This window comes from Microlunatus ginsengisoli, from assembly GCF_039537205.1.
Taxonomy (GTDB): Bacteria; Actinomycetota; Actinomycetes; order Propionibacteriales; family Propionibacteriaceae; genus Microlunatus; species Microlunatus ginsengisoli.
The window spans coordinates 34,488-54,627 of the sequence record NZ_BAABAB010000033.1 but is presented as its reverse complement, the minus strand read 5'-3'; the positions used below and the strand labels follow the sequence as shown (position 1 = coordinate 54,627).

At 69.5% G+C, this 20,140-nt stretch carries 16 protein-coding genes; 7 read left to right on the top strand and 9 right to left on the bottom strand.

The features are described from left to right. Positions 1 to 76 precede the first annotated feature (76 nt). The 7 genes from ABD747_RS20215 to ABD747_RS20185 all read right to left on the bottom strand — a co-directional run bounded on the left by ABD747_RS20215 (position 77) and on the right by ABD747_RS20185 (position 9,387). Positions 77 to 838 carry a polysaccharide deacetylase family protein gene (locus tag ABD747_RS20215; protein ID WP_344807990.1) on the bottom strand — a complete coding sequence of 254 codons (762 nt, stop codon included), beginning with the start codon at positions 836 to 838 and terminating at the stop codon, positions 77 to 79. Then, positions 835 to 1,674, bottom strand: coding sequence for a glycosyltransferase family 2 protein (locus ABD747_RS20210; RefSeq protein ID WP_344807988.1), 840 nt, complete (start codon positions 1,672 to 1,674; stop codon positions 835 to 837). The genes ABD747_RS20215 and ABD747_RS20210 overlap by 4 nt, the downstream gene beginning before the upstream one ends. A 411-nt stretch (positions 1,675 to 2,085) precedes the next feature. After that, positions 2,086 to 4,365, bottom strand: a complete 2,280-nt coding sequence (gene treS / locus ABD747_RS20205; protein WP_344807986.1) for a maltose alpha-D-glucosyltransferase — start codon at positions 4,363 to 4,365, stop codon at positions 2,086 to 2,088. Positions 4,366 to 4,490: 125 nt separating this feature from the next. Beyond that, positions 4,491 to 7,247, bottom strand: a complete 2,757-nt coding sequence (locus ABD747_RS20200) for a cation-translocating P-type ATPase (protein ID WP_344807984.1) — start codon at positions 7,245 to 7,247, stop codon at positions 4,491 to 4,493. A gap of 34 nt (positions 7,248 to 7,281) precedes the next feature. Next, positions 7,282 to 7,623 carry an L-rhamnose mutarotase gene (locus ABD747_RS20195; RefSeq protein ID WP_344807982.1) on the bottom strand — a complete coding sequence of 114 codons (342 nt, stop codon included), beginning with the start codon at positions 7,621 to 7,623 and terminating at the stop codon, positions 7,282 to 7,284. A gap of 160 nt (positions 7,624 to 7,783) precedes the next feature. Continuing rightward, positions 7,784 to 8,542 (bottom strand): SDR family NAD(P)-dependent oxidoreductase, encoded by a 759-nt coding sequence (locus ABD747_RS20190; protein ID WP_344807980.1) that lies wholly within the window; start codon positions 8,540 to 8,542, stop codon positions 7,784 to 7,786. After that, on the bottom strand, positions 8,539 to 9,387 hold the full coding sequence (locus tag ABD747_RS20185) for a fumarylacetoacetate hydrolase family protein (protein ID WP_344807978.1): 849 nt from the start codon (positions 9,385 to 9,387) through the stop codon (positions 8,539 to 8,541). Before ABD747_RS20185 ends, ABD747_RS20190 begins: the two co-directional genes overlap by 4 nt. A gap of 177 nt (positions 9,388 to 9,564) precedes the next feature. Between ABD747_RS20185 and ABD747_RS20180 the strand changes: the two genes are divergently transcribed. The 4 genes from ABD747_RS20180 to ABD747_RS20165 are packed head-to-tail and all read left to right on the top strand — an operon-like array spanning position 9,565 to position 13,971. Continuing rightward, positions 9,565 to 10,860 (top strand): enolase C-terminal domain-like protein, encoded by a 1,296-nt coding sequence (locus ABD747_RS20180; protein ID WP_344807976.1) that lies wholly within the window; start codon positions 9,565 to 9,567, stop codon positions 10,858 to 10,860. Further along, complete coding sequence (locus tag ABD747_RS20175; RefSeq protein WP_344807974.1) at positions 10,857 to 12,158, top strand: alpha-L-fucosidase; 1,302 nt, start codon at positions 10,857 to 10,859, stop codon at positions 12,156 to 12,158. The genes ABD747_RS20180 and ABD747_RS20175 overlap by 4 nt, the downstream gene beginning before the upstream one ends. After that, on the top strand, positions 12,158 to 13,129 hold the full coding sequence (locus ABD747_RS20170; protein WP_344808056.1) for an aldo/keto reductase: 972 nt from the start codon (positions 12,158 to 12,160) through the stop codon (positions 13,127 to 13,129). Before ABD747_RS20175 ends, ABD747_RS20170 begins: the two co-directional genes overlap by 1 nt. Continuing rightward, positions 13,126 to 13,971 carry an amidohydrolase family protein gene (locus ABD747_RS20165; RefSeq protein ID WP_344807972.1) on the top strand — a complete coding sequence of 282 codons (846 nt, stop codon included), beginning with the start codon at positions 13,126 to 13,128 and terminating at the stop codon, positions 13,969 to 13,971. The genes ABD747_RS20170 and ABD747_RS20165 overlap by 4 nt, the downstream gene beginning before the upstream one ends. Positions 13,972 to 13,983: 12 nt before the next feature. On the opposite strand, the gene ABD747_RS20160 is transcribed toward ABD747_RS20165, so the two are convergent. Next, positions 13,984 to 14,682: a FadR/GntR family transcriptional regulator gene (locus ABD747_RS20160; RefSeq protein WP_344807970.1), complete on the bottom strand. Its 699-nt coding sequence runs from the start codon at positions 14,680 to 14,682 to the stop codon at positions 13,984 to 13,986. Between the two features lie 245 nt (positions 14,683 to 14,927). On the opposite strand from ABD747_RS20160, the gene ABD747_RS20155 reads away from it, so the two are divergent. Continuing rightward, complete coding sequence (locus tag ABD747_RS20155; protein WP_344807968.1) at positions 14,928 to 16,049, top strand: ScyD/ScyE family protein; 1,122 nt, start codon at positions 14,928 to 14,930, stop codon at positions 16,047 to 16,049. Positions 16,050 to 16,236: 187 nt separating this feature from the next. Here ABD747_RS20155 and ABD747_RS20150 read toward each other — a convergent pair whose 3' ends face one another. Then, complete coding sequence (locus tag ABD747_RS20150) at positions 16,237 to 17,619, bottom strand: cation:dicarboxylate symporter family transporter (protein ID WP_344808054.1); 1,383 nt, start codon at positions 17,617 to 17,619, stop codon at positions 16,237 to 16,239. A gap of 127 nt (positions 17,620 to 17,746) precedes the next feature. Between ABD747_RS20150 and ABD747_RS20145 the strand changes: the two genes are divergently transcribed. After that, positions 17,747 to 19,390: a sensor histidine kinase gene (locus ABD747_RS20145; protein WP_344807966.1), complete on the top strand. Its 1,644-nt coding sequence runs from the start codon at positions 17,747 to 17,749 to the stop codon at positions 19,388 to 19,390. After that, positions 19,387 to 20,070: a response regulator gene (locus tag ABD747_RS20140; protein WP_344807965.1), complete on the top strand. Its 684-nt coding sequence runs from the start codon at positions 19,387 to 19,389 to the stop codon at positions 20,068 to 20,070. The genes ABD747_RS20145 and ABD747_RS20140 overlap by 4 nt, the downstream gene beginning before the upstream one ends. The last annotated feature ends 70 nt before the right edge of the window (positions 20,071 to 20,140 follow it).

Below are 20,140 nucleotides of genomic sequence, written 5' to 3'. Positions count from 1 at the left end.
CAAGCGGCTCAGAAGTACGACCGGACCAGGTCGATCACGGCCGGTCCGGCCGCCGACGCGGCTCCGAGGATCGGCGTCATGACTGGTAGGCGGGCACGCCGAGCAGCCGGTCTACGGTGGTGAAGCCGAATCCGCGATCCCGCAGGATGTCGATCAGCGGACCGATGGCAGCGACGGACTGGTCCCGGCGACCGCCGTACGACTCGTAGCCGTCGTGGAAGATGAGGATCGCACCGGGCGCGGCCAGCCCGGACGCCCAGCGAGCCATCCAGCCCGCCTTCGGCTGGAACACCTCCAGCGGGTGGGCGAAGTCACCGGAGACGACCTGCATTCCGGCGTCGGCGACCGAGCGCAGCACCCACGGCCAGTGGCACAACCACGGGGGCCGGTAGAGCGCCGGGGCCACGCCGCTGATCGTGCTGAGCGCGTCCTGGGCCCGGGCGATCTCGTCGGTCTGCCGGGGCGCCCGGAGATAGCTGGTGAAGCTGTGCCGGTAGCTGTGGTTGCCGAGGACGTGGCCCTCCTCCACCACCCGGCGGGTGGCCGAGGGGAAGCGCTCGGCGCATCGGCCGACCTGGAAGAACGTGCCCGGCACACCCTTCTCACCCAGGGTGTCGAGCAGCCGCGAGGTGTACGGCTCGTTGGGTCCGTCGTCGAAGCTGAGAGCCACCAGTGGCAGCTCGGTTTCGCCGCGGAACGGGAAGGTGCCGAAGTGCTGGGAACGCGCGCCGAACCCGGCCCAATAGGCGCCGGCCAGCAGGCTGGCTGCCGCCAGCAGGGCGCTCCGGCTGCGCGCTCGTCCGGTCGACGCGCGCGACCGGGTGCGCGCGCCGGTCACGAGGATCCCAACAGATACCGGGCGACGCCGAATGTCGTGGTGACCAGCACGGCGACCCCGACCCCGACCCCCCAGCGGAACCGCCGCCGGCGGCCGTGCTCGACCCGGAACACGGGCGCCCGGCCGAGCACGGGCCGGCGGGCGATCCGGTTCAAGAAGTACGCGCCGAGATAGAAGACCAGGAAGCTGACGAAGACCGTCTGCAGCATCCCGCTCTCCTGCCGGCGGGGGGAGGTGGCCACCTCGTTGTCGCGGTCCCAGACCATCCGGCCGCGCTTGCGCAGCCGGCGGAGCAGATCGAGCTCGTCGCCACCCTGGGTCAGGTGCAGGTCGTACCCGTCGAACGCCGACTTCAGAAACGCGGTATTGGTGGCGGTCACGTAGCCGAGCCAGCCGCTGGCCCGGTAGACCAGGTTCACCAGCCCGAACAGGACGGTGGTGAAGCCGCCGATCCACCACGGCGCGTCGCGATAGCGGCACGGCCCGCCGACCCCGACCACGCGATCCCGGGAGCGGAACGAGGCGTCGATCCGGGCCAGCCAGTCGGGCGGATAGAGAGTGTCCGCGTCGACGGACACCACGATCTCGCCGCGGGCCTCGGTCAGCCCGCGCTGCCGCGCCTGGCAGACGCCGGGTTCCGGTTCGCTGACCACCCGGACCCCGAAGCTGCGGGCGATCTCGGCCGTCGCGTCGGTGCTGTTGTTGTCCACGACGAGGATCTCGTACGTCCCCCGATAGTCCTGGTGGCGTAGCGATCGGAGCGTGTCGGCGAGGAACGCCTCCTCGTTGTACGCGGGCACGACGACGGAGAACCGCAGCTGCGCCGGGTCACTCATCGGCCCTCCCATCGATTCTAGCCCCGTCGGTTCTGTCGCACTGTTCCGGAATCGACCACGGCCGACGCCAGCAGACTATCGAACAGCGGCCCTCAGCGCGCTTCGACAAGCTCAGCGCCCGTTCAGCATCCTTCTCCTCGCCGGATCCGGAACTCCGACTCCGTCCGCCCACCCGCCCGGACACGCGAACGGGTCGGAGTGAGGGAGGGAGGAAGACAGCACCATCCCGGGCCCGCGCGGGCGCGAGCACGCCTCGCGGGCGAGCGTCGGGTAGCGAGGGCCCCGGTGCTGTCTGGACGATCGAACGAACTCCGACTCCGTCCGCTCACCCGGCCCGGACACGCGAACGGGTCGGAGTGAGGGAGGGAGGAAGACAGCACCATCCCGGGCCCGCGCGGGCGCGAGCACGCCTCAATGTAAGGGGTGATCTCCCGGGCACATGACCAGCAGCGACTTGCCCTCGTACGGGCCGAGGGTGATGGGGAAGCTGTACAGGTCGTCGACCTCACCGAGCTCGACGTCGGTCACCATGTCGACGAGCGCGCTGCCGGGAACGAGCTGCTCGGATCGGACGGTGCCGGTGATCTCGTTGCCGGAGAAGTTCAGCACGGTCACCTGCTCGGCCTCCGCGAGTTGGTGCACCATCACCAGCATGGCCCGGTTCGACACCTGCGGCACGTCCAGCTGAGTTCCGGTGGCGATCCCGTAGCGCTTCCGGATCTCCAGGATGTCGCGCAGCCGCCGGGCGAAGGAGCCCTCCTCGACCAGCTGCGACGGCAGCGACCCGTACAGGCTCTTGCCGCGCGGCATCTGCGAGCTCGACTCGGCAGCGTTCGGCCGATAGTCCATCAGGTCGTACGCCGCCCGGTGGATCCAGCGGGTGTCGCCGTCGGCGAGCAGCGCCTTCACCTGCGAGCGCTCGAGGGTGAGCATGCCGACCAGGTCCCAGCCGGACAGCGCGAACACGCCCGGTTGGAGCGCGTTGAACATCGCCAGCAGCAGGTGGGCGTTCTTGATCTGCTCGATCTGGTCGTCGCTGAGGTCGGACAGATCGGTGATGCCCAGCGAGGCGGCGATGATCGTCGCGGTCGTCGAGGCGATGCCGTTCTGCGTGAAGGTCGCGTTGTACGGCCCCGCCTCCCCGGTCAGCGCGTCCAGCAGGTCCTGCCGGATCCGGACCGCCAGCTCGCCGCCGGAGATGTTCGCCCCGCGGAAGGTGAACCGGTCGGCGGCATGCAGCGTGGCGAAGTGGACCAGCTCGTAGGTCATCTCGTCGTGGTTCTGCAGCGCGTGCACCAGCGACACCGGCTCAACGCCCAGCTCGGCGGCCAGGTTGAGCGTCAGCCGGAGGAACTCGGTATCGCCGGTGGCCAGTGCGTGGTGGTAGGCGGGCCGGTTGACGAAGTCGTACGACAGGTCCGCGCCACGCGCCGAGCCCTGCAAGATGTCGTCCATGGTGAGGTTCAGCTCCTGGAAGGTGAACCCACCGACCTTGCGCACCATGCTCGCGATGAACTGGTTCGCCGCCTCCGACAGCGGATGGCCCTCCGACCAAGCCGGCGCACCCTCGCCGGTCTTCTCGACCCCGAGGAACCCGTTGGCGTCCAGCCGCAGGCCACCGGTGCCGAGGTCCCCGAGGGAGTGCAGCGCGTCGCCGATCACCAGCCGCATGCCCGCGAAGGTCGGGTCCAGCCAGTTGATCGAGGGCTGGCCCTCCTTGAAGTAGTGCAGATAGACCCAGCGTCGCTCCACCCCGTCCGGCCCCACCACCGGCGCGGTGGCGCTCCAGTTGGTCTCCTTCACACCCTCCTCGAAGAAGATCACCCGCTGAAGCTTGCCGATGATGTAGCCGGCCTTCTCCAGCCGGTCCTCGGTCTCGGCGTCGCAGTTGGCCGAGTCACGGCCGCGGCCGACCCGGGGCAGCAGATGCCAGTCCTTGGGATCGATCTCGACCATGTGGTAGATGCCCGGGTAGTCGCCGACCTTCATCTCGGCCAGGCGGAAGTCGGCGCCCTTGCCGGTGTGGCCGGGCACGATGTCGTCGATCACCGTGCCGCCGTGGGTCGTCGCCACCTCGCACACCGTCCGGAACTCGTCCTCGGTGCCGAACGCCTCGTCGATGTGGGTGCTGATCCGGTCGAAGTGGCCGTCCACGCTGGGGGTGGAGTCCCAGCCGGACAGGCCGCCGGACACCTTGACCGGCCCGGTGTGAATGGCCTCGACCCCGATCCGCTGGAACACCTGCCACAGGTCCGGGTCGCCGAGGGTGCCGAGGAAGGACGTACCCGACTTCGTGATCATCGAGATCGGATACGCGGTGAACCAGACCGACGCCTTCTCGATCGCCGCCCGCGGGTCGGGATGGGCGAACGGGTTCTGCCACATGCTGCCCTGACCGGAGAACTGGGTGGCGATCGTGCTCGCGTCGGCGAGCATCGACTTCTCCCGCAGCCAGTCGACGTACTCCGGGTTGTCGCCGCTCGGCGACCCCTTCCGCTCGGGCCGGGCACGCCGCGGGAACAGCCCGCGCAGCCGTGCCCGCGGCCGCAGCCGCTTCGGCCGGGCCGGATACAGCATCTCGTCGAAACTGATCTCGCCGGTGATCTCGGCGGGCGACTCCGAGTCGACCGATCGTTCGACTCCCACCACCAAGGGGTCACGCGTCAGGTCGTCTCGTGTGATGTCGTCCACCCGAACTCCTCCCGAGGTCTCCACTGGGTGCCTCCCGGCACGCTAGTCCACCGCCTCCCAGCGCGAATCGTCAGGTTGTCGGCGCGCCACAGCGAACCGGCACCCGACACCGCGTGGGAGTGAGCTCAGACCCGGGCGCGTTCCGGCTCGAGCGCCCGCTGCGGGTCGAGCGGGCCGGCGGGCTTCGCCGTGCGGCGGCGGACGACCAGCTTCTTCAGCTCGATCACGATCGGCAGGACGAGCGCCAGCCCCAGGCACGCGAGCCACTGGTTCGCGGACAGCGAGGTGGTCTCCAGCAGCCTCTGCATGAACTGCAACTCCACCGCGGCAATCGTGATCAGCACCGGGATGGTCAGCGTCTTCACCGCGTCGAGCACCGGCTCGGTCAACCCCGAGTCCGGATCGCGACGCAGCACCAGCCCGGATCCGATGGTGCCGAACGCCATCACCACGAACGCCATCGTCATCCCGACGTTGTCCTGTCCGGTGGCGCCGCCGTTCTCCACGAACACGAGCGGGATCAGCGTCACCACGAACAGGATCAGGCCGTACGCGATCCACTCGGTCACCGCGTGCCGGTTGGAGATGGTGACCTTCGGATCCCGCGGCGGCCGGGTCATGATGCCGGGCGCCGGCCGGTCGCGCATGATCACGATCACCGGGAAGATGCTGATGAAGAAGTTCAAGAACAGCACCATCATCGGAGTCAGCGCGGCCCCGTCGTTGATGCCGAAGACGCTTGCGGCGAGGAACAGCAGCACCAGCGACAGCAGCTGGGTCATCTGGTAGCGGACATAGCAGACGATCTTGTCGTAGATGCTGCGGCCCAACCGGATCGCCGTCACCAGCGTGCCGAAGTTGTCATCGGTCAAGATCATCTTGCCGGCCTGCTTGGTCACCTCGCTGCCCGATCCCATGGCCACCCCGATGTCGGCCTGCTTCAGCGCGGCGGCGTCGTTGACCGCGTCTCCGGTCATCGCGATCACCTCGCCGTTCTCCTGCATCAGCTTGGCCAGCCGGAGCTTGTCCTGCGGGGTGACCCGGCCGAACACGTGCAGGTTCGGCAGCGCCGCCTTCAGTTCGGCGTCCGACATCGCGACCAGCTCCGAGCCGCTGATCGCGCCCGGGCCGAGCCCCAGCTCGGCGCCGATGGCCGAGGCGGTGATCGCGTGGTCACCGGTGATCATCCGGACGTCGATCCCGGCCGAATGGGCCGTGGTGACCGCGTCCACCGCCTCGGGCCGCAACGGATCGATGATGCCGACCATGCCGGCGAAGGTGAGGTCGGTAACGAAGGACTGGGGATCCGCCGCGACGGCGTCCTCCTGGCCGTCCAGCCGGCGGACGGCGAACGCGAGCACCCGGAGGCCCTGCTCCGACATCTCCCGGTTCGCCGCCAGCAGGTCCTCCTTCGCCTGCGCCAGCGGAACGATCTGGTTGCCTGCCACCAGCACGTGCGAGCACCGGTCGATGATGACGTCAGGTCCACCCTTGACCAGCTCGACGAACTGCTGCTCGCCGTCGATCGGGACATGGTGGAACGTCGCCATGTACTTGTACGCCGAGTCGAACGGAACCTCGGCGAACCGCGGGTACGTCCGGCGCGTCACCTCCGCGTCGACGCCCACCTTCGCCGCCAGCACGACCAGTGCCGCCTCGGTCGGATCGCCGACCACGACCCCGTCGTCGGACACGGTGGCGTCGCTGTCCAGGCAGAGCCCGTAGGCGAGCCGGGTGAACGACGGCGTCTCACCGCCGGCGGCGTGCAGGATCTGGCCGGTCTTGCCGTAGCCGTCGCCGGTCACCTTGAACCAAGTGCCAAGCGCGTACAGCCGGCGCACCATCATCTGGTTCATCGTCAGGGTGCCGGTCTTGTCGGAGTTGATCGCACTGATCGCACCGAGGGTCTCGACGTCGTTCAGGTTCTTCACCACGGCCTTCGCCTCGGCCAGCTGGCGCGCGCCGTAGGCCAGCAGCGCCTGGACGAACGTGGGCAGACCGGTCGGGATCGCGGAGACCGCCATCGAGATCCCGAGCAGCATCACCTCCGACAGGCTCTGGCCGCGGACGATGCCGAGCACGACGATCACCACCACCGCCGACCAGGCGATCGCGCCGAGCACCTTGGTGAGCTGGTTCATCTCCCGCTGCAGCGGCGACTTGGTCGGCGGCACCGCGGACAGCATCGAGGCGATCTGACCCATCTGGGTCCGCATGCCGGTCTCGGTGACCACGAAGGTGGCCGTGCCCCGGGTGACCGACGTGTTCTGGAAGAGCATGTTCACCCGGTCGCCGAGCGCGACGTCGGTGCCCGCCAGCGTCGCCGGATCCTTTGCGATCGGGGCGCTCTCCCCGGTGAGCGCGGCCTCCTGGGTCTCCAGCGTCGCGCTGCGGATGATCCGGCCGTCGGCCGGGACGAGATCGCCGGCCTCGACGTTCACGATGTCCCCCGGCACCAGCTCGGTGGCCGGAAGCTGGCTGAGGCTCCCGTCGCGGGTCACCTTCGCCTGTGGCACCTGCATCTTGGCGAGCGCGTCGACGCTCGCGCGGGCCAGCAGCTCCTGCCGGGTGCCCAGCACCACGTTCAGCACCACCAGGGCCAGGACCAGTACGCCGACGGGGACCTGGTCGATGAAGAAGCTGACGATCCCGACCGCGACGAGCATCAGGTTCATCGGGTCGCGCGCCTGCAACAGCACGATCGCCCAGGTCGAGGGCGGCGGCTCGGCAGCGATCTCGTTGCGGCCGTACTGCTGCAACCGGCTGGCGGCCTCGGCCGCGCTCAGCCCGCTCGATACGTCAGTCTGGAGGGTCGCGACGGCATTCGCGGCATCGTCGGCGTACCAATCACCGGGCTTGGCCGTCACCACTGGGGAGGTCACAGGCTCCATCATGGCCGCCCCGGTTCGCGGCTCGTCACGGGCGCTCGCGTAGCGCGTCTTGGAGCTGGTCGGTCAGGGTCCACAGCTGCCGGATCCCGGAGTCCCCACCCTCGTACGAGTCGGGCCGGTCGAAGAGCGGACCGACCGTTTGCTGCCAGCCGATGTTGTCCGGGTCGTCGCGCAATGCAGTCCGCATCGCGTCGTAGTCCTCGACGTCGACCAGGTGGAACACGTGCCGCCCGTCGCGCCAGATCCGCCAGTCGCGGACGCCCGCGGCGCGCAATTTCCGCGCGACCGTCTCGGGGATCTCCCGGTGCACGGCGTCGTAGTCCGCCTCGCACCCCTCCTTGAGCACCGTGTGCAGCGCGACCTCCATCGCACCATTCTGCTGGCGGTCCGCCAGAACCGCATCCGACCCCGGAAAGTGGCCAGCTATGGCAGATCTGAAACGATCCACATTGCGGTATCTGCACACTTTCCGGGGCGAGGTGCCAGCACCGAGCCGGGGCTAGGTAGCGCTCGGTGAGGGTGGTGAGTCACTGACCGGGAGGGCGCAGCCTGAGAGCTTGCATGCCGCCGTCGACGGCCAGGTCGACACCGGTGGTGGAGCCGGACCGCGGGCTGGCCAGGTAGGCGACGGCGCCGGCCACCTCCTGCGCGCTGACCAGCCGGCCGTGCGGCTGGCGCGCCTCCAGCGCGGCGCGTTCGGCCTCGGGATCGGCCGCGGAGGCCAGCAGCCGACCGATCCAGGGCGTGTCGGCCGTGCCCGGATTCACGCAGTTCACCCGGATCCCCTCGCGCAGATGATCGGCCGCCATCGCCCGGGTCAAGGCGAGCACCGCACCCTTCGTCGTGCTGTACAGCGCCCGCTGGGGCAGGCCGGCGGTGGCCGCGACCGAGCAGGTGTTCACCACGGCAGCGGCCGACGAGGCTCGCAAATGCGGCAGCGCTGCCCGGACGATCCGGACCATGCCGACCACATTGATGTCGTAGACCCGGTGCCACTCGGCGTCGGAGTTGTCGGCCACGGTGCCCTGGGCACCGACACCGGCGTTGTTGACCACGATGTCCAGCCGGCCGAAGTGCTCCACGACCCGCCGCACGGCGTCGACGCAGGAGGCGTCGTCGGAGACGTCGCACTGCACGCCGAGCAGCGGCGGCTCGACGCCGCCGATGTTCAGGTCCAGCACCGCGACGGCAGCGCCACCGGCGGCGAGTTCGGTGACGACCGCCGCACCGATCCCGGACGCGCCTCCCGTGACCAGCGCGACCAGGCCGTCGAACTCACCGCTCATGCCGGTCCTGCTCCCACCATCCGATGGGTCTGCCCGCCGAGCCCGTCGATCTCGATCCGCACCACGTCACCCGGCTTCAGGTACGGGAACCGGCCGGACAGCGCCACCCCCTCCGGCGTCCCGGTCAGCACGACATCCCCCGGTTCGAGCGCCAGATACCGGCTGAGGTGGCGGACGATCGTCGCACAGTCGAAGATCATGTCCGCGGTCGAGGAGTCCTGCCGCGGGTCGTCGTCGACGAAGCTGCGCAGCCGCAAGGCCGAGGGTTCGACCTCGTCCGGAGAGACGAGCCACGGACCGAGCGGGGTCGAGCCGGGGAGGCACTTTCCCTTGCTCCACTGGCCTCCGGACTCCTCCAGCTGGTACGTCCGCTCCGACAGGTCGTCGGCGACGGTGAATCCGGCGACGTAGCTCAACGGGTCATCGTCCGCCGCCAGCCGGTATGCCCGCCGCTTGATCACCATGGCGAGCTCGACCTCCCAGTCCACCTTCACCGCACCCGGCGGGATCTCGAACGGGTCGTCCGGCGCGGCGACGGTGTTCGGCGTCTTGAGGAACATCACCGGCGCGGCCGGCGGCGCCGAGCCGGACTCCGCAGCGTGCGCGGCGTAGTTCATGCCGATGGCGATCACCGCACCGGCCCGGTCGATCGGCGCCTCGAACACCGCGCCCGCCAGGTCCACGGCATCCAGCCGGCCGCCGGCCGCTGCCGCGGCGGCCTCGTCGAGCAGGCCGACCGTCTTCGGCGTGATGTCGCCGAGAAAGCCGGCGAGGTCGTACGCCTCGTCTTCGGAGACCACCACGGGTCTCGGTCCCTGCGCGGTTCTCAGCCGGGCGAACTTCATCGGTCTCCTCCACGCTGCTGGGACAGGTCGGTTCAGCCTAAGCCACCCAGGACACCCTGGCCAACCATACATCGGATCATCGGAAGGGAAATCAAGCAGGAGCCTCGCGGACGCAATCCTTGACGACACAGAGGTCGGATGTTTAGTCTGGTCCTCGTCGCCGACCAGAGGAACGTCGTGGCCAGCATCACCGCAGCGCAGACCGTGGACGTTCGCTTTCCCACGTCACAGCAACTCGACGGCTCCGACGCGATGAACCCGGACCCGGACTACTCCGCCGCCTATCTCAGCCTGGTCACCGACGCCGAGGACGGCCACCTCGGCGCGGGCTTCGTGTTCACCACCGGTCGCGGCAACAACATCGCCGCCGAGGCCATCCAGACCATCGCCGACGATCTGGTCGGCGAGAGCGTCGAGGACCTGCTCGCCGACATGGGGGCAACCTATCGCCGGTTCGTCTACGACTCGCACCTGCGCTGGCTCGGCCCGGAGAAGGGCGTCGTGCACATGGCGATCGGTGCCGTCGTGAACGCGCTCTGGGACCTCAAGGCCAAGCGAGCCGGCCGGCCGTTGTGGCAACTGGTGTCCTCGATGTCGCCCGAGGAGCTCGTCGGCCTGGTCGACTTCCGCTATCTCACCGACGCGCTGACACCCGACGAGGCACTGGAGATCCTGGAGAAGGCGGCGCCCGGACGCGCGGAGCGCACCGACCAGCTGGTCGCCCGGGGCTACCCCGCCTACACCACCACCCCGGGTTGGCTGGGCTATTCCGACGAGAAGATGGTCCGGCTGGCGCACGAGGCGGTCGCCGACGGCTTCACGCAGATCAAGCTGAAGGTCGGCGGCAGCGTCGACGACGACGTCCGGCGACTCTCACTCGCCCGGGCGGCGGTCGGCCCGGAGGTCAAGATCGCGATCGACGCGAACCAGCACTGGGACGTCGATCAGGCGATCGACTGGGTCGGCCGGCTCCAGCAGTTCGACCTGGCCTGGATCGAGGAACCGACCAGCCCGGACGATCTGGTCGGGCATGCCACGATCCGACGGGCGATCGCACCGACGCCGGTCGCGACCGGGGAGCACACCGCGAACCGGGTGATGTTCAAGCAGTTGCTGCAGCTCGAGGCGATCGACGTGATGCAGATCGACGCGGCCCGGGTCGCCGGGGTCAACGAGAATCTCGCCAACCTCCTGCTGGCGGCCAAGTTCGGCGTCCGGGTCTGTCCACACGCCGGCGGCGTCGGCCTGTGTGAGGCGGTCCAGCACCTGTCGATGATCGACTTCGTGGCGATCAGCGGCACCACGGACGACCGCTACATCGAGTACGTCGACCACCTGCACGAGCACTTCGTCAATCCGGTCCGGATCGTCGACGGTCACTACGTCGCGCCGCTCGCCCCCGGTGCCGGCACCGAGATGCTGGCTGCGTCACTGGCCGCGTACCGTCACCACACAGCGCACGATCGGTCATGAGCAGCACCGCGTCCGGCGCCGACCTCGCGTCCTTCACCCACGACCGGCTCGGCATGTTCATCCACTTCGGGTTGTATGCACTCGCGGGCCGGCACGAGTGGGTGCAGAACTTCGAGCGGATCGCTCCGGAGGACTACCTCAGGTACTTCGAGCACTTCGATCCCGACCTGTTCGACGCCGCCGACTGGGCGCGGCGGTGCAAGCGGGCCGGGATGCGGTACGCCGTGCTCACCACCAAGCACCACGAGGGCTTCTGCCTGTGGGACACCGAGTTCACCGACTACAAGATCACCAACACCCCGTTCGGCCGGGACCTGGTCGCCGAGTTCGTGGCCGCCTTCCGGGCCGAGGGAATCAAGATCGGCTTCTATCACTCGCTGCTGGACTGGCACCATCCCGACTTCACCATCGACGGCCACCACCCGCTGCGCGATCGGCCCGACGTGGCGGAGCTGAACGCCGGCCGTGACATGGCGCGTTATCGGGAGTACCTGCACCGTCAGGTGCGCGAGCTGCTCACCGGCTACGGCGAGATCTGCTACCTGTTCTACGACTTCTCCTACCCGGCGCACCTGCAGCCGGCGATCTGGGGCAACAAGACCACTGCCGACTGGGCCGGCGAGGAGCTGCTCGCGATGACTCGCGAGTTGCAGCCCGGCATCGTCGTCAACGACCGGCTCGGCATCCCCGGCGACCTGGTCACCCCGGAGCAGTACCAGCCGGCGGAGCCGATGCGGCAGGCCGGGCGTCCGGACGGCGAGCTGGTCGCCTGGGAGGCCTGCCAGACGATCAACGGCAGCTGGGGCTACTTCCGGGACAACACGCTGTTCAAGACCCCCGAGATGCTGGTCCGGATGCTCGTCGACGGCGTGAGCAAGGGCGGCAACCTGCTGTTCAACATCGGCCCGACCGGGCGCGGCAACTTCGACCCGGTCTCCGCGCAGATCCTGGCCGAGCTCGGCGAGTGGATGGACCTGCACGCCCGCTCGGTGATCGGCGCGGGTCCCAGCGACTTCGTCGCGCCGGTCGACGCGCGCTACACCCAGCGCGGCAACCGGCTCTACCTCCACCTGTTCGCCTGGCCGTTCGAGTACGTGCACCTGCCCGGGCTCGCCGGCAGGGTCGCGTACGCGCAGCTGCTGAACGACGCGTCGGAGATCGCGATGAGCACGATCGACCCGGACGCGCCGGCCCACAACGTGAGCATGGGCGGCCTGCCGGCCGGCACCCTCACCCTGAAGCTGCCGATCCGGCAGCCCGCGGTGGCGGTGCCGGTCGTCGAGCTGTTCCTGACGTGATGCTGCGGATCCCGCAGGACCTCGGCCGCCTCGGCTACGGGGCGGCCAGCCTGGGCAATCTGTTCCACGAGCTCACCGACGCGGAAGCGACGGCCGTCGTGGACAGCGCGTGGTCGGGTGGTGTCCGCTACTTCGACACCGCTCCGCACTACGGGCTCGGCCTGTCGGAGCGCCGCCTCGGCGCGGCGCTGGCGCGCTACCCGCGCGAGGGCTACCTGCTCTCGACCAAGGTCGGCCGGCTGCTCGAGCCGACGCCGGCGAACGCGGGCTCGCTCGACGACCAGGGCTTCGTCGTGCCCGCCGCGTACCGCCGGGTCTGGGACCCGAGCCCGGCCGGAGTACACCGGTCTCTGCGCGAGAGCATGGCTCGGCTCGGCACGGACCGGATCGACATCGCCTATCTGCACGATCCCGACGAGTACGACCTCGCCGGCGGGATCGCGACCGGGATGCCGGCGCTGGCCGAGGCGAAGGAGGCCGGGCTGGTTCGGGCGATCGGCATCGGCTCGAAGTCGGTTCGCGCGCTCGCCGCGGCCGTCCGCACCGGGCTCTGCGACCTGATCATGGTCGCCGGCCGGCTCACCCTACTCGACGACTCCGGCGCCGAGCTGACGGCGCTCTGCGAAGATCACGGAGTCGGCATCGTCAACGTCGGAGTGTTCAACTCCGGCGCGCTCGCGGCCGCCGAGCCGGGCCCCCAACTGAACTTCGAGTACGCCCCGATCACGCCGGACCGGCTGGCGGAGCTGACGCGGGTTCACCGGGTGTGCGACCGGTTCGGGGTCCGGGTCGCCGACGCCGCGCTGCAGTACTCCCTGCGGCTGCCGGCCGTCGTCAACGTCACCGTAGGCGCCTCCACTCCCGCCCAGTTCCGCCGGTCGCTGGAGGGGATGAGCGCGGCGATCGATCCCGCACTCTGGCCCGAGCTGGCCCGGGCCGCGCGTGGTGGCGCGACCCTCGACCTGGCATGATCGACAGCCATCTGCACCAGTGGCAGCTGGCCCGCGGCTGGCACGGCTGGAACACGCCCGAACTCGGGCCGCTACACGCGGACGCCGTGCTCGCCGACCTGGACGACGAGTGGGCGGCCAGCGGGATCGACGCGGTGGTTCTGGTGCAGGCCGCCGACGTCCTCGCCGAGACGGACTGGCTGCTGTCGATCGCGCGGGAGGACCGGCGAGTCGCGGGGGTGGTCGGCTACCTGCCGCTGTCCGACCCCGGGCAGCTGCGGGACCTGCTGATCGCGTACGCGGACACGGCCCTGGTCGGCGTCCGCCAGCTGTGGCACGACCATCCGCGGCCCGACGCGCTCGCCGACCCGGACGTCCTGACCGCACTCCGGCTGCTGGCCGAGGCAGGACTCGCGGTGGACGTACCGGACGCGTTTCCGCGGCTGTGGCCGGCCCTGACGACCGCCGTCCGCGGGGCGCCGCAGACCACCTTCGTGCTGGACCACTGCGGCAAGCCGCCGTTCGGCGACCGCCGGGCCTGGACCGGCTGGGAGGCCGACTTCGCTCGCCTGGTGAGGAATCCGAACGTCGTGGTCAAGCTGTCCGGACTGTTCGGTGGCAGCGGATCCACGTCCCCGGCCACCGACGCCGAGCTGGACCGGGTGGTCGACCTGGCTCTCGACCTCGCCGGTCCGCGCCGCACCATGATCGGCAGCGACTGGCCGATGACGCGGGGCACCCTCGGCTATGCCGCGACGATCCGGCGGCTGACGGCCCTTCTCAGCCGGCTGACGCGGGATGAGCTCGCCGCGGTCACGGCCGGCACGGCGCGCGCCGTCTACGGTCTGGACGCCGCGGGCTGAGCCCGCCGGACCTCAGCGCGGCGTCGCGCCCCGGTCGTCGGCGAGGGCGCCACGCACCCAGTCCTCGACCCCCGACACGTGAGAGATCAGCCGGGCCGAGACCAGCGCCGGGTCGGCCAGCTCGAGCGCCGCGACGATCAGCGCATGCTCGCCGAGCGTGCGCTCGATCGCCCCGGACTGCGTGATGCCACGCCAGACCCGCACCCGGCTGGTCCGCCCGGCGACCACGTCCAGCAGGTCACCGAGGAACTCGTTGCCACCGATATCGGCGATCCGCCGGTGGAACGCGACGTCGTTCGCCACGAGCTCCTCGACCTCCGACTCCGGTCCCACCTCGTCGAGCAACCTGCGTAGCTCGACCAGGTCCGGCGGCGTGATCCGGGCCGCCGCCTTGGCGCCCGCGGCGGCCTCCAGGATCCGGCGCACCTCCAGCAGGTCGAGGATGGTCTCGTCCGCGCGTAGCTCCAGCACGAAGGACATCGCGTCCATCGCGGTCCGTGGCTGCAGGCTGGTCACATACGTCCCGTCGCCCCGCCGAACGTCCAGCACGTTGATCATCTCCAGCGCCTTGACGGCCTCGCGGAGCGAGTTGCGGGACAGGCCCAACGAGCTGCTGAGCTCTTTCTCCGGCGGCAACCGGTCGCCCGGCCTGAGGCCGCCCGAGCGGATCAGGTCCCGGATCTTGCCGATCGCCTCGTCCGTCACCGCCATGCACAGATCGTATGGATCGCCGGCCGTGGGCGTCGGCGCGGCATCACGTACGACGTAAACAATTGACCCGAGAAGGCTGTGGGAAAGCGTTGACTCTCCTGTGAACGCCGGGTGATGATGAGCCAGGGTTCACGTGACCCAGCTCACGTTTGTTCGGCTGCCATCGGTAAGGGAGGACCGATCGCGGCCGATTTCCATCACAGTTCGATCCGGCTCGCATGGCCGGGTCATTCACGGGGAGAGCTATGCGCACATCCAAAATCATCGCCACGGCCGCAGCCGCCGCCACCGGCCTGCTGCTGATCGCACCCACCGTCGCGTCGGCGCATCCGAAGCCGGCGCCGACCCCGGTGGTCAAGTCCAACCAGCTCGCGGCGCCGTTCAACCTCGCGTTGAACCACGGCAACGTGTACGTCGCCGACGGTGGTCTCAACCTGGTCGGCAAGCTGAAGCGGGATGGCTCGATCAAGACCATCGCCGCCGACCAGCCCGGGGCCTCCGGGGTCGCGACCTCGAAGGACGGCCGGTACCTGGCCTTCACCAGCACGGTGACCAACGAGGACACGTTCGAGAACACCGCCAGCGGTCTGAACATCTGGGGACCGAAGGGCAAGCGCGTCCACGTCGACACCCTCGCGTACGAGACGGCCAAGAATCCGGACAAGATCAACCACTACGGCATCAACAATCCGAGCCAGTGCGTGATCGACGCCTTCACCGCCGCCGGGTTCCCGTACGACTACACCGGTCAGATCGACTCCCACGCGTACTCGGTGACCTCGTTCGGTAGCAAGTGGATCGTCGCCGACGCGGGCGCCAACACCTTGTGGAAGATCGACAACAAGGGCAACATCCGTACCCTGGCGGTGCTGCCGCCGCAGCCCACCAAGATCACCGCAGACATGGCCAAGGCGCTCGGCTTCCCCGACTGCGTGGCTGGCGTGACCTACAACTTCGAGCCGGTCCCGACCGACGTCGAGGTGGGCAAGGACGGCTACCTGTACGTGACCACGCTGCCCGGCGGCCCGGAGACCCCGGTGCTCGGCGCGCGGGGCAAGCTGTGGAAGGTGAACCCGTACTCCGGCAACGCCTGGGTGATCGCCAGCGGCTTCCTGGGTGCGACCAACCTGGCGATCGGCAAGCACGGTGAGTTCTATGTCTCCGAGTTCTTCGGCGGCGACATCGCGGTGGTCAAGCACGGCAAGAAGAGCACCTACCTGACCCTGCCGGGCGTGGTGGCGGTGGAGACGAGCAAGAGCGGCGAGCTGTGGGCCGCGACGCTCGGCAACGAGGATCCGCCGGCGCCGGGCACGATCGTCAAGATCGTCCACGGCAAGGCGTACAAGCAGGCGACCGTCAAGCCGTAGCAGGTCGAACACACGACGAAGGGGCGGTAGCGATCGGATCGCTACCGCCCCTTCCGTCGTCTTCCCGGCGTCACCGGCTCCCGCGCAGCCAGCCGCCTCACACCCCTCGCTGCCGCTGCACACCCCGGGTAAGCGGTGTGAGGCGGCAGTCCGGGGTGTGAGGCGGCGGTCCCGGGTGCGGAGCCGATCAGCGGGCGCCGGCGGTCACCAGCTCCCGCTCCGGCTCGGGGTCGACCTCGTGACCGTGCTCGTCGTCGACCATGGTGGTCTCGTCGAACGGATCCCGGCCGGCGAGCACGCCCTTCATCTGGTCGGTGTCGACGGACTTGGTCCAGGTGCCGATCACCACCGTGGCCACGGCGTTGCCGGCGAAGTTGGTCACCGCCCGGGCCTCCGACATGAACCGGTCGATGCCGACGATCAGGCCGACGCCGTCGACCAGCTCCGGCCGGTGCGAGGCGAGGCCGCCGGCGAGCGTGGCCAGGCCGGCGCCGGTGACTCCGGCGGCGCCCTTCGAGGCGATCATCATGAACACCAGCAGGGAGATCTGCTCGCTGATGCTGAGCGGGTCGCCGGCGGCCGTGGCGATGAACAGCGAGGCCATCGTCAGATAGATCGCGGTCCCGTCCAGGTTGAACGAGTAGCCGGTCGGCACCACCACGCCGACGGTGGAACGGGACACGCCCAGGTGTTCCATCTTGGCGATCAGCCGGGGCAGCGCCGACTCCGAGGACGACGTCGCCACGATCAGCAGGAACTCGCGGGCCAGGTACTTGAACAGCTTGAAGATGTTGATCCCCGCGACCAGCTTGAGCAGCGTGCCGAGGACGACGAACACGAACAAGGCGCAAGCGGCATAGAAGCCGAGCATCAAGATCGCCAGGCTCTTCAGTGCGGCCACGCCGGTGGCACCGACCACCGCGGCGATGGCACCGAAGGCGCCGATCGGGGCGACCCACATGATCATGGCCAGGATCCGGAAGACCAGCTTCTGCAGATGGCCGACCCCGCGAAGGATAGGCTCGCCGCTCTTGCCCATGGCCTGCAGGGCGAAGCCGACCAGCAGCGCGACCAGCAGGGTCTGCAGCACGACCTCGGTGGTCAGCGCCGAGAACAGCGTGGTCGGGATGATGTGCAGCAGGAACTCCGCGGTCGTCAGCTTCTCGGCCGTGGCGGCGTCCGCGGCCTTCTGCGCCACCTCGGGGGTGATGTGCAGGCCCTCGCCCGGGTGCACGATGTTGCCGACCACCAGGCCGATGGTCAGCGCGAGCGTCGACATCACCATGAAGTAGAGCAGCGAGATGCCGCCGACCTTGCCGACCTGGGAGGCCTTGCGAACCGAGCCGATGCCCAGCACGATCGTGCAGAAGATGACCGGGGCGATCATCATCCGGATCAGGCTGACGAAGCCGGTGCCGAGCGGCTTCAGCTGCTTGGCGAAGTCGGGAAAGATCAGCCCGACGGCGATGCCGAGACCCACGGCCACGATCACGGCGATATAGAGATAGTGGGTCCGGTCCTTCTTCTTCGCCGGCACTCCGCCGGCGGACCGTACGTCGGTCGTGGCCATCGTGGTCACCTCGCATCTTCGTTGAGCGACTTGGATCCCCGAGCGGGGATGACCAAATCCTCACCGCACCGGCCGACCTCGACCGCCTTTCGTTCATTGAGTTCACGGCAGGTGTGACAATGCGGAGATGGTCTGGCCGAGATCGCGCCGGGCGGGCAGCGTCGCCCGCCAGATCCTGGCCCTCCAGCTGCTGGTGATGATCGTGGTGGTGGTGGCCGCGCTCACCCTGGCCTATCTGGACGCCCGCGCCGACCAACGCCGGCAGGCGGAGGACCGGGTGCTGGCGGTCGCCACCACGACCGCGGACTCACCGCAGCTCGCCGCCGCGCTGAACGGCGGCGACCCGAGCGCACAGCTCCAGCCGTGGGCCGAGCGCATCCGGTCCGACACCGGCACGGACTTCGTGGTGATCATGAGTCCCGACGGCATCCGCTACACCCATCCCGATCCGAGCCAGATCGGTGGGCACTACCTCGGCTCGATCGCGGAGGCGCAGCGAGGGCAGAACCACGTCGAGCAGTTCACCGGGACCCTCGGTCCGTCGGTGCGTGCGGTCGTACCGGTCCGGCACGGGTCGGACATCGTCGCGCTGGTGGCGGTCGGGATCACCACCACCAGCATCCAACGCTCACTGCTCCCCAACCTGCCGGCCATCGGGATCGCCGCCGTGCTGGTGCTGGCGGTGGGAGCCATCGGCGTCTGGGCGATCAGCCGGCGGCTGAACCGGCAGACCCACGGGCTGGGCGAGCGGGAGATCACGCGGATGTTCGAGTACTACGACGCCGTGCTGCACGCCGTCCGCGAAGGATTGGTGCTGCTGGACCGCGGCGGGCGGGTCCAGCTGGTCAACGACGAGGCGCGCGAGCTGCTCGCGCTCGGCGACCAGGTGGTCGGCCGCGTCGTCGACGAGCTGGCACTGCCGGAACCGCTGGTCGAGAGCCTGCTGAGCGACGGAGCGGTCACCGACGAGATCCATCTGGTCGGTGACCGCATGCTGGTGGTCAACAAGAGCCCGGCGACATGGCAGGGCCGGGTCGTGGGCTCGGTGATCACGCTGCGCGACCACACCGACCTGCAGGCCATCGCCGGCGAGCTGGACTCGGCCAAGAGCCTGTCGGACACACTCCGATCGCAGAACCACGAGGCGGCCAACCGGCTGCATACCGTGGTGTCGCTGATCGAGATGGGCCGTCCCGACGACGCCGTCGAGTTCGCCACCCGCGAGCTGGCGACGGCGCAGCTGCTGACCGACCGGGTCGTTCTCGCGGTCGAGGACCCCGTGCTGTCGGCGGTGTTGCTGGGCAAGTCGGCGCAGGCGCAGGAGCGCGGGATCGAGTTCGCGATCGACCCCGAGTCGCGCGTCACCGACCTCTCGGTCGACCCGCAGGCCGTCGTCACCATGGTGGGCAACCTGGTGGACAACGCGATGGACGCGGTCGCCCAGACCGAGCCGCCGCACCGGATCTCGATCATGGTCAGTTCCGACCGCGACCACTTCCGGCTGACGGTCGACGACAGCGGTCCGGGGCTCACTCCCGAGGAGGCGCAGCAGGCGTTTCGGCGCGGCTGGTCCACCAAGCACACGGCCGGCGGACTGGGCCGCGGCATCGGCCTGGCCCTGGTGGTGCAGGCCGTCAGGTCGCGCAGCGGCACCGTGACCGTCGACCGTGGACCGCTCGGCGGCGCCAGGTTCCGGATCGAGATCGGCGGACAGCACCAGGTCTCGCCCGATCCCGCGGGGCGGATCGACAGGCCGGAGCCGGCGCGATGAGCTACCGCGCACTCGTGGTGGAGGACGAGCCCGTCGCGGCCGAGGCGAACGCGGCCTATCTGCGCCGGCTGGACTTCGAGGTGGTCGGGGTGGCCGGCGGCGGGCAGGAGGCGCTCAAGCTTCTGGCCGGCGACGCGGATGTCGATCTGATCCTGCTGGACATGCACCTCAAGGACGGGCACGGGCTCGCCCTGCTGCGCCGGATCCGGGCGGCCGGACACTCCGCCGACGTGATCGCCGTGACCTCCGCGCGCGACGTCGAGGTGGTCCGGCAGGCCGTGGCGCAGGGCGTCGTGTCGTACCTGATCAAGCCGTTCACCTTCGCCGGCTTCCGGACCAAGCTCGAGCAGTACGTCAGCTATCGCGAGCAGCTGGCCGCCAGCAGCACCGTCGGCCAGTCCGACGTCGACGCCATGCTGGCCACCCTCCGGCCCGCGCTCAGTTCCAGTGATCTGCCGAAGGGGCTGACCATGACCACGCTGACCCGGGTCAGCACGACGCTCCGCGACGCCGACGCGGCGATCTCGGCGTCCGAGCTGGCCGAGGAGATCGGCGCGTCCCGGGTGACCGCCCGCCGCTACCTGGAACACCTGGCCGACAGCGGCCTGCTGGACCGCGACACCCGCTACGGACGTACCGGACGGCCGGAGGTCGAGTATCGCTGGCGGTCCGCCCGCTAGCCGCAGTCTCCCGTCGCATCAGCCCAGCCCCCACCCAAGCCGTCCCGCAGCCGGGTCCCGTTCCCCGGAA